We start from the raw sequence: 13,529 nt of genomic DNA, 5'->3' as shown, positions 1-13,529 counted from the left end.
GCTCACCTCCGGTCCGGTCTGTCCACTATATTGGTTGAGCCAATGAACCAGTCAAGTGCGCTGCAGCCGCCCGATCGGCAGCGGGTGGACGAACAGGTCGCCGCCACCATCGCCGACGCGATCCTGGACGGCGCCTTCCCGCCCGGCTCGACGCTGCCGCCCGAGCGGGAGCTGGCCGAGCAGCTCAACGTCAACCGCACGTCGCTGCGCCAGGGTCTGGCCCGGCTGCAGCAGATGGGCCTCATCGAGGCCCGGCACGGCAGCGGCAACGTGGTGCGCGACCCCGAGGCGCTGACCCACCCCGCGGTGGTCGAGGCGCTGGTCCGCAAGCTGGGGCCCGAGTTCCTGGCCGAGCTGCTGGAGATCCGGGCGGGCCTCGGCCCGTTGATCGGCCGCTTAGCGGCGCAGCGCAGCGCGCCCGAGGACCCCGACGCGCTGCGCGCGGCGCTGGCCGCCGTCCGCGACGCGGAGAGCGCCGCGACGCGCCAGGCCGCCGACCTCGCTTACTTCCGGGTGCTCATCCACAGCAGTCGCAATCGCGCGCTGGGCCTGTTGTATCGCTGGGTCGAGCACGCTTTCGGCGGCCGCGAGCACGAGCTCACCGGCGCCTACGACGACCCCGCCCCGGTGCTCGCCGACCTACAGGCCATCACCGAGGCCGTGGTAACCCGCGACGCGGAGGCGGCCGCCGCGGCCGTCGAGGCCTACCTGCAAGCCAGCGCGGTGCGAATGGTTTTGTCTTACAAAACACAAGGCAGCTGAGCGCTCAGACCGGTTGTGTGACCAGTCGGCCGTTGGGTCGTTGGGGTTGGCCGGAATCGGATCGAATCCGCGGGCGCGCCTTGTGCCCGCGCGGCCAGTGTCAGGCACCGGCGCTGAGAGCCCGCTACGAGCCACGCCGCGGCGGTACCGTAAACACTGCCAGCACATGTAAGCCAGAACACAGCGGTCCACAGCGAAATCTCATCCGCGCTCGTTAGCTTGTGTCTGACAGCGTCCGCTGCAATGCCGCAGCGGGTACGCGGGTGGGTTACGTCACGCGCGTTGGTCGATCGGTACGACCGTTCGTCAACGCCGCTCCGGGAAAGCGGGAGGCCATCATTCCATGAGTGATGCGACGAAACAGGCTTTGAGCAAGGTACCGGCAGTCACCCTGGGCTTCTGGGTCATCAAGATCTTGGCGACCACACTGGGCGAGACGGGCGGCGACGCCGTGACGATGACGGTGTTCCACGCCGATAAGTTCGAAAATTGGGGCTATCTGGTCGGTGTCGCGATTTTCGGCGGTGCGCTGGTGGTGCTCGTAGTCGCGCAGGTCGTCGCCAAGCGCTTCCATCCGGCTCTCTACTGGGCGACGATCGTCGCCTCGACGACGTTCGGCACGACGTTAGCCGACTTCGCCGACCGATCACTGGGCATCGGCTACACGGGCGGGTCGCTGCTGCTGTTGTGCTGCCTGTTGGCCACCTTGGGGCTCTGGTACTGGTCGGAGGGAACGGTGTCGGTCAACACCGTTTCGACGCCGAAGGTCGAGGCGTTCTACTGGGCCACCATCACGTTTTCGCAGACCCTTGGCACGGCACTCGGAGATTGGCTCGCCGACACGGGCGGGCTGGGCTACGAAGGCGGTGCGCTGGTATTCCTCGCAGGCCTCGCCGCCGTGGCGGCCATGTATTACTGGACAAGCGTGTCGCGTGTCACCCTGTTCTGGATCGCGTTCATTCTGACCCGGCCTCTCGGTGCCACCGTGGGCGATTTCCTCGATAAGCCTGTCAGCCACGGCGGCCTGAATTTGAGCCGCCCGCTGGCTTCCGCGGTCATGGCGGCCATAATCGTCGCGCTGGTGATTCTCCTGCCGCAGCGCCCAGGACAGCATCCCGGCCAGAAAACAGGGCGTGCGGCGGTGCGACCGGAATCGGTCGGCGTCGACGGTCGGCAGCCGGACGACGGCGTCGTGCCACCCAGTAAGGACGCCCCGGCGGGGGACGGCTCGGCCGCACCCGACGATAAATCCTGCAGCCGTCCGGGGCCGCTTGACGGTTGACCTATGCCGCGGCCTACCCCGCGGCTACTCGGCGATGCGGGTCGCCGGGTGCACCGCGATGAGCCCTAACTTGCTGCGCCGCTTGCACATTGCGGCCAGTTCGCCGTAGGCCTTGGCGCCGAGCAGCTCAGTGAGTTCGTCGGCCAGGGTCTCCCACACCTGTTTGGCGCCGATGTGGGCGGCCGGATCGCCGGTGCAATACCAGTGCAGGTCCGCGCCGCCGGATCCCCAGCCGCGGCGATCAAATTCGGTGACGGTGGTCTTGAGGATCTCGGTGCCGTCGGGCCGGGTCACCCACTCCTGGCTGCGCCGGATCGGCAATTGCCAGCAGACATCGGGTTTCATGGTCAGCGGCGGCACGCCCAGCTTGAGGGCTTTGGTGTGCAGCGCGCAGCCGGCGCCCGCGGGGAAGCCGGGCCGGTTCAAGAAGATGCACGCATCCTTGTGCTTGCGGGTGCGGTACTGGGGTTGGCCCTCATGCTCGTCGAGTTCCAGATAACCCTTGCGGCCCAAGCCTTTTTCGCGGAATTGCCAATCATCGTCGGTCAGTTTCTTCACCGCGTCGTCCAGCCGGGCGCGGTCGTCGTCGTCGGACAAGAACGCGCCGTGCGAGCAACATCCGTCGTCGGGGCGGCCCGCCACCGTGCCGCGGCATGCCGGTGTGCCGAACACACACGTCCAGCGCGACAGCAGCCAGGTGAGGTCGGCCGCGATCAGGTGCTCGGGATCGTCCGGGTCGTAGAACTCCACCCACTCGCGGGCGAAATCCAGCTCGACCTCTTGACCCGGCCGGACCGGTCCTGGGTGTGAATTCGCCACGTTTGCAACGTTAGACCACCGTTGCGGCGGGCTAGGCCGCTGACACTCCGGGCCAGGCGGTCGTGGACTGCGCTGCGACGGAACAGGGCGCAAAGTGAGCCGCACCGCCCCGCGCTGTGCTGAGTTGTCGGGTTCGCCCCCTCGCCGCTGCGCGGCTGGGAGGTGCCCCCAGCTCCCGCCGTTGCGCGGCGGGCATCGTCGCCCGCTGTGTTGAATTGGCGGGTTCCTGCTCCCGCCGCTGCGCGGCGGGCATCGTCGCCCGCTGTGCTGAGTTGTCGGATTCCTCCTCCCGCCGCTGCGCGGCGGGCATCGTCGCCCGCTGTGCTGAAGTGGTCGGGCTCCTCCTCCCGCCGCTGCGCGGCGCGCATCTTCGCCCGACTAGTTTGTTTTCTGTGCGATTGGGCGTGCTCGACGTGGGCAGCAACACGGTTCATCTGCTGGTGGTCGATGCCCACCGCGGTGGGCATCCCACGCCCATGAGTTCGACGAAGGCCACCCTGCGGCTCTCGGAGTCAATCGACGGCTCGGGCAAGCTCACCAAGCGCGGCGCCGAAAAGTTGATTTCCACGCTCGACGAGCTCGCCAAGATCGCCGACAGCTCGGGCTGCGCGGAGCTGATGGCGTTCGCCACGTCCGCGGTCCGCGACGCCGAGAACTCCGATGACGTGCTGGCCCGGGTGCGCAAGGAGACCGGCGTCGAGTTGCAGGTGCTGACCGGGGTCGACGAATCGCGGCTGACCTTCCTGGCCGTGCGCCGCTGGTACGGCTGGAGCGCCGGGCGAATCATCAACCTGGACATCGGCGGGGGCTCGCTGGAATTGTCCAGCGGCGTCGACGAGGATCCCGAGGTCGCGTTGTCGTTGCCGCTGGGCGCCGGACGGCTGACCCGCGAATGGCTGCCCGACGATCCCCCGGGGCGGCGCCGGGTGGCGATGCTGCGGGACTGGCTGGACGCCGAGCTGGCGGAGGCCGGCGTGCAGGTGCTCGAAGCCGGCAGCCCGGACCTGGCGGTCGCCACGTCGAAGACGTTTCGCTCCCTGGCGCGGCTCACCGGCGCGGCGCGGGCGGCGGCGGGGCCGCGGGTGAAGAGGACACTTACAGCAAACGGCCTCAGGCAACTCATAGCTTTCATCTCTAGGATGACGACCGCTGACCGGGCAGAACTGGAAGGAGTAAGCGCCGAGCGGGCACCACAGATCGTGGCGGGTGCCCTGGTGGCCGAGGCAAGCATGCGAGCGCTGTCGATCGAAGCGGTGGATATCTGCCCGTGGGCATTACGGGAAGGTCTCATCTTGCGCAAACTCGACAGCGAAGCCGACGGAACTCCACTCGTCGGCAGCTCGGTGCGGGATGCTAAAGGTCAGAAAGCAGATCGGAACTCCCACCGATCGAGAGGCGACAAATCATGACCGGACCACACTCCGAGACCGAGAGTCCCGGCACTCGGCCGATCTCGGTGGCCGAATTGCTGGCCAGAAATGGAACCATCGGCGCCCCGGCGGTCACCCGGCGGCGCCGCCGTCGGCGCGGCGACAGCGACGCGGTCACCGTCGCCGAGCTCACCGGCGAGATTCCGGTCATCCATGACGAGGAGCACGACGACGCAGAGCGCGAGGCCAACGGCGCGGTCCAGGTAGCCGAACCGGCCGAGCAGGCGCGGCCCGCATCCGTCTCCGACGCGGTGGCCCCTGAGGAAATCACCGAAGACCGGCCCAAGCCCGCCTACTGGTCCGAACCGGAGCCGCGCTGGCCGAAGTCTCCGCCGCAGCCCGCGCGCGCGTCGGGCCCCGAGCGCAGCGCCTACCCACGCCCCCTGCGCCAGGCCGAGACGCACAACGCGGAGCCCTCCGGTGCCGAGGACATGAGCCCCGACCCGGTGGACCATTACGCCGACATCCCGGTGGACGTGATGGATTCCGAGGTGCGCGACGCCGAACCGGCGTCGGAGGACTCGGCATACGTGCGCTCCTACCTGCAGTCGGACAACACGCTGTTCGGCGGGCAGACCCTTGCCGATGAGGTCGCCCGAGGGCGCGGCGGCGAGCAGGCGCACGAAGACCAAGAACTCCACGACGATCACCTCGACACCGAGCCCCATCCCGCGGGCGCGACCAAAGGGGTCCACGAGGGCAGGCTCGAGTCGCTGTGGCACGGCAGCCTGATCGTGTTGCAGTCGATTCTGGCCGTCGTGTTCGGCGCCGGGCTGTTCGTCGCGTTCGATCAACTGTGGCGCTGGAACAGCATCGTCGCCTTGGTGCTTTCGGTGCTGGTCATCCTGGGCCTGGTGGTGGGGGTCCGGGTGGTGCGCAAGACCGAGGACATCGGCAGCACGCTCATCGCGGTGGCGGTGGGTGCGCTGATCACGCTGGGTCCCCTGGCGCTGTCGTTGCAGTCGGGCTAGGCAGACCTACTCAGAGCCACGCGGACCGGTGCGCCCAGCGATCAAAGTCGGCCTGTCGACGGCATCCGTGTACCCATTGAGGGCCGAGGCCGCGTTCGAGTACGCCGAGCGGCTGGGCTATGACGGCGTCGAGCTGATGGTGTGGAGCGAGTCGGTCAGCCAGGACATCGACGCCGTCAAGAAGCTGTCCCGTAGCTACCGCGTGCCCGTGCTGTCGGTGCATGCACCCTGCCTGCTGATCTCGCAACGCGTCTGGGGCGCCAACCCGATCCCCAAGCTGGAACGCAGCGTGCGTGCCGCCGAGCAATTGGGCGCGCAGACCGTCGTCGTGCATCCACCGTTCCGCTGGCAACGCCGCTACGCCGAGGGCTTCAGCGAGCAGGTCTCGACCCTGGAAGCCTCGAGCGACGTGATGATCGCCGTGGAAAACATGTTCCCGTTCCGCGCGGACCGGTTTTTCGGCGTCGGCCAGTCGCGGGAACGGATGCGCAAGCGCGGCGGCGGCCCGGGCCCGGCGATCTCGGCGTTCTCGCCGTCCTACGACCCGCTGGACGGCGACCACGCCCACTACACGCTGGACCTGTCCCACACCTCGACCGCGGGCACCGATTCACTGGACATGGCGCAGCGGATGGGCGAGGGCCTGGTCCACCTGCACCTGTGCGACGGCAGCGGCCTGCCCGCCGACGAGCACCTGGTGCCTGGCCGCGGCACCCAGCCCACCGCGGAGGTGTGCCAGATGCTGGCCGGCGGGCGCTTCGCGGGTCACGTGATCCTCGAGGTGTCCACCTCGAGCGCGCGTTCGGCCCACGAGCGCGAAGCCATGCTCGCCGAATCGTTGCAGTTCGCCCGCACGCACCTGATGCGCTGACGAAACCCAGGAAGAACACAGGAGAACATTGACCGCGTTATTCACCAGCGCGATGGCGCTGCGGGAGGCCGCCCCCGGCGTCTATCACGGCGAGCTCGACAAACACTGGACCATTGGGCCCAAGGTGCACGGGGGCGCGATGCTGGCGCTGTGCGCCAACGCCGCGCGCACCGCGTGCGGCGGCTCGCCGGACGAAGCGGTCCTGCAGCCCGTCGCCGTGTCGGCAAGCTTCCTGTGGGCGCCCGACCCGGGGCCCATGCGGCTGGTGGCCTCCATCCGCAAGCGCGGCCGCCGGATCAGCGTGGTGGACGTCGAGCTCACCCAGGACGACCGGACCGCGGTGCACGCCGTGGTCAACCTCGGCGAGCCCGAGCACTTTCCCCCTGGTGGCCACTCCAAGCCGCTGCTGTCGGCGAACCCGGTGCTGGACCTGATGGCGCCGGAACCGCCCGACGACATCGCGCCCATCGGGCCCGGCCACCCGCTGGCCGGCCTGGTGCACCTCGGCGAGGGCTGCGACGTGCGGCCGCTGCTGTCGACGCTGGCGCCGCGCGGGGATGGAGGGGACGGGCGGCCGCCGGTGATCCAGATGTGGGCGCGCCCGCGCGACGTGGCTCCCGACGCGCTGTTCGCGCTCATGTGCGGCGATCTGTCGGCGCCGGTGACCTTTGCGGTGGATCGCACCGGCTGGGCGCCCACCGTGCAGCTCACCGCCTTCCTGCGCGGGCTGCCCGCCGACGGCTGGCTGCGAATCATCGCCACCTGCACCGAAATCGGGCACGACTGGTTCGACGAAGACCACACCGTGGTCGACAGCCTGGGCCACCTCGTGGTGCAAGCCCGCCAACTGGCGCTGGTTCCCGCCCAGTAGCGCGGCTCGGCCGTCCCGTCTGCGATGCTTTGCGGCATGGCAAGAATCGCGATCGTCGGCGGCGGCAGCATCGGGGAGGCACTGCTGTCGGGTCTGCTGCGCGCGGGCCGGCAGGTCAAGGACCTGGTGGTGGTCGAACGGGTGCCCGAGCGCGCCGAGTACCTGGCCGACAGCTATTCGGTGCGGGTGGCTTCGGTGACAGACGCGGTGGAGAACGCGACGTTCGTCGTCGTCGCCGTCAAGCCGGGCGACGTCGAGTCGGTGATGGCCGACCTGGCCCGCGCGGCGGGCGCCGCCGAGACCGACAGCGCCGAGCAGGTGTTCGTCACGGTCGCGGCCGGCATCACGATCACCTACTTCGAGTCCAAGCTGCCGGCCGGAACGCCGGTGGTGCGGGCGATGCCGAACGCCGCCGCCTTGGTGGGCGCGGGTGTGACGGCGCTGGCCAAGGGCCGTTTCGTCACGCTGCCCCAGCTCGAAGAGGTCTCGGCGCTGTTCGACTCCGTCGGCGGCGTCCTGACCGTCCCGGAATCGCACATGGACGCGGTGACCGCTCTGTCCGGTTCGGGGCCGGCGTACTTCTTTCTGATGGTCGAGGCGCTGGTGGACGCCGGCGTCGCGGCAGGTCTGAGCCGGGAGGTCGCCACCGACCTGACCGCGCAGACGATCGCGGGGTCGGCGGCGATGCTGCTGGAACGGATGGACTCGGACCGGACGACCCAAGGCGAGGCGGCGGGAACGCGCGCGGACACCACGGCGGCGCAGCTGCGTGCGACCATCACGTCGCCCGGCGGCACCACGGCCGCTGGTCTGCGCGAACTGGAACGGGGAGGATTACGGGCGGCCGTCGACGCCGCCGTTCAGGCCGCCAAAAGGCGCTCTGAGCAGCTAAGAATTACATCGGAATAATTCAAGAATTTCGGACCGATTGTCCCTCACCAGTACCAGTAACCCCACTAGTCCCGCTATTCTCCTTTCTGTATGCACGTGTGGGGCCAGCGGAGGGGAAGCCGTTGGCATTGCGCGGGCCTGACACGATTGGGTTGCGATGACGTCTACGAACGGGCCATCGGCGCGAGATTCCGCAGGTAAGGGGCGGGACACCGGTTCCGTCGATGGCCAGCAGGCCAGGACACAATTTCTCACCGTCGCCGAAGTGGCAGCGCTGATGCGCGTCTCCAAGATGACGGTCTACCGGCTGGTGCACAACGGCGAGCTGCCGGCGGTGCGCGTCGGGCGGTCCTTCCGGGTGCACGCCAAGGCCGTGCACGACATGCTGGAAACCTCGTACTTCGACGCGGGCTGACCTGCTAGTCCCCGTGCCACGCATCTAGGGCCCGCCAGCGTCGCGCGGCACCGGTTTGGTGTTCGGTGCCGCCGGGCGGGTAAAGTATCCCGGTCCTTAGTACAAGCAGGTCACGGCTCAGATAGCGGAGTTCATGGGTTCAGTAATCAAGAAGCGGCGCAAGCGCATGTCGAAGAAGAAGCACCGCAAGCTGCTGCGTCGCACCCGGGTGCAGCGCAGAAAACTTGGCAAGTAAGCCAAGTAAGCCCAGTCGAGCGTCACGCTGCCTTAACGCCGCCGTCTTGCCAGGTCGTTAGGCTATTCGGGTGGACCAGTCCAGCGGGAAGGGTGCCGGAACTGGCGGCACCGCGAGCGACACCGTGCACTACCCCAAGGTGGTGCTGGTTACCGGTGCCTGCCGGTTCCTGGGCGGCTACCTGACGGCTCGGCTCGCGCAGAACCCGTTGATCAACGGGGTGATCGCGGTGGACGCGATCGCCCCCAGCAAAGACATGCTGCGGCGCATGGGTCGAGCCGAGTTCGTCCGCGCCGACATTCGAAACCCGTTCATCGCCAAGGTGATTCGCAACGGTGACGTCGACACGGTGGTGCACGCCGCGGCGGCGTCGTACGCGCCTCGATCCGGCGGCAGCGCGGCGTTGAAGGAAATCAACGTGATGGGCGCGATGCAGCTTTTCGCGGCCTGCCAGAAGGCGCCCTCGGTGCGCCGCGTCGTGCTGAAGTCGACCTCCGAGGTGTACGGGTCGAGCGCTCACGATCCCGTCATGTTCACCGAGGACAGCACCAGCCGTAGGCCCTTCCGCGACGGTTTCGCCAAGGACAGCCTCGACATCGAGGGCTACGCCCGTGGTTTGGGCCGGCGCCGCCCCGATATCGCGGTGACGATTCTGCGGCTGGCCAACATGATCGGCCCCGCGATGGACACCACCCTGTCGCGGTATCTCGCCGGGCCGTTGGTCCCGACTATGTTCGGCCGGGACGCGCGGCTGCAGTTGTTGCACGAGCAGGATGCGCTCGGAGCGCTGGAGCGTGCGGCGATGGCCGGCAAGGCCGGCACCTTCAACATCGGCGCCGACGGCATCATCATGCTGTCGCAGGCGATTCGGCGGGCCAGCCGAATTCCACTGCCGGTGCCCGGTTTTGGCGTCTGGGCGCTGGATTCGCTGAGACGGGCTAATCGTTATACTGAGATCACTCGTGATCAGTTTGATTATTTGAGTTACGGCCGCGTCATGGACACCACCAGAATGCGCACCGAGCTTGGCTACCAGCCCAAATGGACGACGGCGGAGGCGTTCGACGACTATGTTCGGGGCCGCGGCCTGTCTCCCATAATCGACCCTGATCGGGTACGCTCCCTGGAGGGTCGTGCCATTGCGTTAGCGCAGCGCTGGGGCAGCCGAAATCCAATTCCTTGGGGTGGGGTCAGGTAGATATCGTGGCGGGTGAAACCAGAGCGAATGTCATTCCACTGCATACCAATCGGGGTCGGGTAGCGGCTCGGCGGAGAGCCGATCAGCGCGCGGAGACGGCGCGCCAGCATCCTTCGTTGTTGTCCGATCCGCGTGGTCGGGCGTCGGCCGAACAGATCGCCGCGGTTGTCCGCGAAATCGATGAGCACCGGCGCGTCGCGGGTGTGTCGGGCATATCGGGGACGGCCGAGGCACCGCTCAACGATCTCGCGCAACGCGTCGCCGCGGTCGCCGGCTTCCTGCGGCAGCGGATCACCGGCGACTACACCGTCGACGAGTTCGGGTTCGATCCGCACTTCAATAACGCGATCGTTCGGCCTTTGCTGCGGTTCTTCTTCCGCTCATGGTTCCGGGTCGAGGTCAGCGGTGTCGAGAACCTACCGAGCGAGGGTGGCGCCTTGGTGGTGGCCAATCACGCCGGGGTGCTGCCGTTCGACGGGCTGATGCTGTCGGTGGCGGTCCACGACGAACACCCGGCGCAGCGGGACCTGCGGCTGCTGGCCGCCGACATGGTGTTCGACCTGCCCGTGGTCGGCGAGGCCGCCCGCAAGGCCGGCCACACGATGGCCTGCACGACGGACGCGCACCGGCTGCTCGCCGCCGGCGAACTCACCGCCGTCTTCCCCGAGGGCTACAAGGGGCTGGGCAAGCGCTTCGAGGACCGCTACCGATTGCAGCGGTTCGGGCGCGGCGGCTTCGTGACGGCGGCGCTGCGCACCAAAGCGCCGATCATTCCGTGCTCGATCATCGGTTCCGAAGAGATCTACCCGATGCTCACCGACGTCAAGCTGCTGGCGCGGCTGTTCGGGTTGCCGTACTTCCCGATCACCCCGCTGTTCCCTTTGGCCGGCCCGGCGGGCCTGGTGCCGATGCCGTCGAAATGGCGCATCGCGTTCGGCGAGCCGATCTACACCAACGACTACGCCCCGTCCGACGCCGAGGACCCGATGGTCACCTTCGAGCTGACCGATCAGGTGCGCGAGACGATCCAGCAGACGCTGTACCGGTTGCTGGCCGGGCGCCGCAACATCTTCTTCGGCTGAGCGCGCCGGTTTGGTCCACGCGACCGTAACGGCAGGGCGAAAAAACCGGCCGGATTTCGCCGTGGCGTTACGCCCGCGAACGACATGCAATAACAAGCGCCCCGGTGCCTCTTCGATCGGAGACACCGGGGCGCTTTGCGTGCAAGAACTACTTGACCAAAGTGAACTGGCAGACGTCCGTGTAGTGGTCGCGGAACAGGTCCGAGCAACCGCGCAGGTAGTGCATGTAGATGTCGTAGGTCTCCTGCCCCTTCAGGGCGATCGCCTCGTCCTTGTGCGCCTCGAGTGCATCCGCCCAGGCGTTCAGCGTCGGCACGTAGTTCTTGCCGATGCGGTGGTAGCGCTCGACCTTCCAGCCGGCGTTCGACGAGTAGTGGTCGATCTGTGAGATGCGGGGCAGCCGGCCGCCCGGGAAGATCTCGGTCAGGATGAACTTGATGAAGCGCAGCAGGCTCATCGGCGACGTCAAGCCGAGCTGCTCGGCCTCTTCCTTGTCCGGAATGATGATGGTGTGCAGCAGCATCCGGCCGTCGTCGGGCGTCAAGCTGTAGAACTTCTTGAAGAAGGTGTCGTAGCGCTCGAATCCGGCGTCGCCCGCCCCGTCGGCGAAGTGCTCGAAGGCGCCCAGTGACACGATGCGGTCCACCGGCTCGTCGAATTGCTCCCAACCCTGGATCCGCACCTCTTTGCGCCGGGGGCTGTCGATCTCTTCGAACTTCGCCACGTCGTGGGCGTACTGGTTCTCGCTCAGCGTCAGGCCGATGACGTTGACGTCGTACTCCTGCACCGCGTGCCGCATCGTCGAGCCCCAGCCGCAGCCGATGTCGAGCAGCGTCATGCCCGGCTCAAGGTTCAGCTTGTCCAGCGCGAGCTTGCGCTTGGCGTACTGCGCCTCTTCCAGCGTCATGTTGGGGCGCTCTTCGAAGTACGCGCAGCTGTAGGTCATCGACGGGTCAAGCCAGAGCTTGAAGAACTCGTTCGACTTGTCGTAGTGGGATCGGACTGCTTCGACCGGCGGCTTCAGCTGGGTGCCACCTGATTCGCCCTGTGACATTGAATGGACCCTACTTTCCAGCAGATATGGATGCAATCGCGGCGACGGTTTCTTCGGCGCCAGCGTCTTGATGTGCGGCTTCCCCCAACATCGTAACGACGCTGGTGACGACCGGTTTGCCCTCGGCGTCGGTGACTTCGCTGCGGATCTCGGCGAGCACCGTGCCGTGGGACTCGAGCACCGAGTCTAGGTAGGTGTCGAAGTAGAGCTTGTCGTGGGCCAGGATCGGCCGGTGGAACCGGAACTTCTGGTCGCGGTGGAAGACGCGGGCGATGTTGATCGGGATGCTGAACTTGGTGAAGATCTCGAGCTGCACGCGCCGCCCCGCGATGGCCAGGAAGGTCAGCGGCGCCACCAGCACGGGATACCCGGCGGCCGCGGCATCACCCTCGTTGTAGTGCGTCGGGTGCTCGTCCTTCACCGCGAGCGCGAACTCCCGGATCTTCTCGCGCCCGACCTGGAAGTAGTCGGGTGCCCGGTAATGGCTGCCGATGATGTCTTGGACTTCTTCTGGGACGGTCATGACGCTTTGCTCCCCGCTTGACGATGTCTCAGCGGCGCAGCTTATCAGCGTGATTGGCGCCGGGATGCCAACGCCGCCAGCGCACCGCCCGCGGCGCCCAAGGCCAGCGCCGACGGCACCCCGATCCGGGCGGCCTTGCGCGCGGTCCGGAAGTCGCGGATCTCCCAGCCGCGCTCGCGGGCCAGGGCGCGCAGGCGCGCGTCGGGATTGATGGCGACGGCGGTGCCCACCAGCGACAGCATGGGTACGTCGTTGTAGCTGTCGGAATAGGCGGTGCAGCGCCTGAGGTTGAGGCCCTCCCGGATCGCCAGCGAGCGCACCGCGTGCGCCTTACCGGGGCCGTGCAGGATCTCGCCGACCAGGCTGCCGGTGAAGACCCCGTCGACCGACTCGGCGACGGTTCCCAGCGCGCCCGTCAGGCCGAGCCGCCGCGCGATCGTGGCCGCGAGCTCGTACGGCGTGGCGGTGATCAGCCAGACCTGCTGGCCGGCGTCGAGGTGCATCTGGGTGAGCTCGCGGGTGCCCGGCCAGATCTTGTCGACGATGATCTCGTCGTAGATCTCCTCGCCCAAGGTGACCAGCTGCTCGACGGAGCGCCCCTCGATGAACGCGAGCGCCTTACGCCGGCCCGCGGCGACGTCGTCGCTGTTCTCCTTGCCGAGCAACTGAAACTTGGCCTGGGCGTAGACGAATCCGAGCACATCGCGGTAGGTGAAGTACTTGCGCGCCGCCAGCCCCCGGCCGAAGTGCACGGCCGAGGATCCCTGCACCAGGGTGTTGTCGACGTCGAAGAATGCGGCCGCGGTGAGGTCGATCGGCGGCTGAGGGCGACCCCCTTCAGCGGTGCCCTCGGCCTGCAGGTCTTCCAGCGCACGCTTGGCGCTCGCGTTGTCGGCCAGCGACTCCAGGTCAAAGCGTTCGGTGGGCTCCGCGCTGCCCGACTCAGAGGAAGCCGATGAAGCCATGGCCCGACCTCCTTGATCGCTGTGCTGCCCGGCGACCCGGTGGGTGCCGGTATCCAACCCTATCCGGCAGGTGGCGTGGGGGCGTGACGTGTCTCAGGGCGTCCACAGGGCAAGGGCTGTTGAGCCAGCTTGTCCACTGCGGACCCTACGATCGCCAGAG

General features: G+C 67.7%; 15 protein-coding genes. 11 read left to right on the top strand and 4 right to left on the bottom strand.

Translation table 11 applies throughout. The annotated features are described in order from the left end of the window. Positions 1 to 42: 42 nt before the first annotated feature. Positions 43 to 762, top strand: coding sequence for a FadR/GntR family transcriptional regulator (locus A5764_RS18365; protein WP_067115133.1), 720 nt, complete (start codon positions 43 to 45; stop codon positions 760 to 762). 343 nt (positions 763 to 1,105) lie between these two features. Continuing rightward, positions 1,106 to 2,044 carry a hypothetical protein gene (locus tag A5764_RS18360; RefSeq protein ID WP_082951776.1) on the top strand — a complete coding sequence of 313 codons (939 nt, stop codon included), beginning with the start codon at positions 1,106 to 1,108 and terminating at the stop codon, positions 2,042 to 2,044. A 24-nt stretch (positions 2,045 to 2,068) separates the two neighbouring features. On the opposite strand, the gene A5764_RS18355 is transcribed toward A5764_RS18360, so the two are convergent. After that, a complete protein-coding gene (locus A5764_RS18355) occupies positions 2,069 to 2,863 on the bottom strand; it encodes a hypothetical protein (protein WP_067115131.1) in 795 nt (264 codons plus the stop codon). Positions 2,864 to 3,255: 392 nt separating this feature from the next. Here A5764_RS18355 and A5764_RS18350 point away from each other — a divergent pair, with 392 nt between their 5' ends. The 9 genes from A5764_RS18350 to A5764_RS18315 all read left to right on the top strand — a co-directional run bounded on the left by A5764_RS18350 (position 3,256) and on the right by A5764_RS18315 (position 10,827). After that, positions 3,256 to 4,272: a Ppx/GppA family phosphatase gene (locus A5764_RS18350; protein ID WP_067115129.1), complete on the top strand. Its 1,017-nt coding sequence runs from the start codon at positions 3,256 to 3,258 to the stop codon at positions 4,270 to 4,272. Beyond that, positions 4,269 to 5,264 carry a hypothetical protein gene (locus tag A5764_RS18345; protein ID WP_067115127.1) on the top strand — a complete coding sequence of 332 codons (996 nt, stop codon included), beginning with the start codon at positions 4,269 to 4,271 and terminating at the stop codon, positions 5,262 to 5,264. Before A5764_RS18350 ends, A5764_RS18345 begins: the two co-directional genes overlap by 4 nt. 28 nt (positions 5,265 to 5,292) lie before the next feature. Then, entirely contained in the window at positions 5,293 to 6,135 is an 843-nt protein-coding gene (locus A5764_RS18340; protein ID WP_067115125.1) for a sugar phosphate isomerase/epimerase, read from the top strand. Positions 6,136 to 6,163: 28 nt separating this feature from the next. Then, positions 6,164 to 7,006 carry a thioesterase family protein gene (locus A5764_RS18335; protein ID WP_067115123.1) on the top strand — a complete coding sequence of 281 codons (843 nt, stop codon included), beginning with the start codon at positions 6,164 to 6,166 and terminating at the stop codon, positions 7,004 to 7,006. 36 nt (positions 7,007 to 7,042) lie between these two features. After that, on the top strand, positions 7,043 to 7,915 hold the full coding sequence (gene proC / locus A5764_RS18330) for a pyrroline-5-carboxylate reductase (protein WP_197501613.1): 873 nt from the start codon (positions 7,043 to 7,045) through the stop codon (positions 7,913 to 7,915). A gap of 139 nt (positions 7,916 to 8,054) precedes the next feature. Continuing rightward, positions 8,055 to 8,312: a cell division/environmental response transcriptional regulator gene (locus A5764_RS18325; protein WP_067115119.1), complete on the top strand. Its 258-nt coding sequence runs from the start codon at positions 8,055 to 8,057 to the stop codon at positions 8,310 to 8,312. 133 nt (positions 8,313 to 8,445) lie between these two features. Next, a complete protein-coding gene (locus A5764_RS27680) occupies positions 8,446 to 8,547 on the top strand; it encodes a 30S ribosomal protein bS22 (protein WP_003402602.1) in 102 nt (33 codons plus the stop codon). Between the two features lie 70 nt (positions 8,548 to 8,617). Continuing rightward, positions 8,618 to 9,745, top strand: coding sequence for an SDR family oxidoreductase (locus A5764_RS18320; RefSeq protein WP_067115117.1), 1,128 nt, complete (start codon positions 8,618 to 8,620; stop codon positions 9,743 to 9,745). Positions 9,746 to 9,750: 5 nt separating this feature from the next. Further along, a complete protein-coding gene (locus A5764_RS18315; RefSeq protein WP_067115115.1) occupies positions 9,751 to 10,827 on the top strand; it encodes a lysophospholipid acyltransferase family protein in 1,077 nt (358 codons plus the stop codon). A gap of 148 nt (positions 10,828 to 10,975) precedes the next feature. Here the strand turns inward: A5764_RS18315 and cmaA2 are convergent, their stop codons facing one another. From cmaA2 to A5764_RS18300, 3 genes are read right to left on the bottom strand one after another with little or no spacing between them, the layout of a single operon-like run. Next, positions 10,976 to 11,881: a cyclopropane mycolic acid synthase CmaA2 gene (gene cmaA2 / locus A5764_RS18310; protein WP_067115113.1), complete on the bottom strand. Its 906-nt coding sequence runs from the start codon at positions 11,879 to 11,881 to the stop codon at positions 10,976 to 10,978. A 10-nt stretch (positions 11,882 to 11,891) separates the two neighbouring features. Further along, on the bottom strand, positions 11,892 to 12,404 hold the full coding sequence (locus A5764_RS18305; protein ID WP_067115111.1) for a MaoC family dehydratase N-terminal domain-containing protein: 513 nt from the start codon (positions 12,402 to 12,404) through the stop codon (positions 11,892 to 11,894). A gap of 44 nt (positions 12,405 to 12,448) precedes the next feature. After that, positions 12,449 to 13,369, bottom strand: coding sequence for an HAD family phosphatase (locus tag A5764_RS18300; protein WP_067115110.1), 921 nt, complete (start codon positions 13,367 to 13,369; stop codon positions 12,449 to 12,451). Between the last annotated feature and the right edge of the window lie 160 nt (positions 13,370 to 13,529).

The sequence above is a fragment of the Mycobacterium sp. 852002-51057_SCH5723018 genome (assembly GCF_001667035.1).
Lineage (GTDB): Bacteria > Actinomycetota > Actinomycetes > Mycobacteriales > Mycobacteriaceae > Mycobacterium.
The sequence above is the reverse complement of the archived record's forward strand: the minus strand, read 5'-3'. Positions and strand labels throughout refer to the sequence as shown.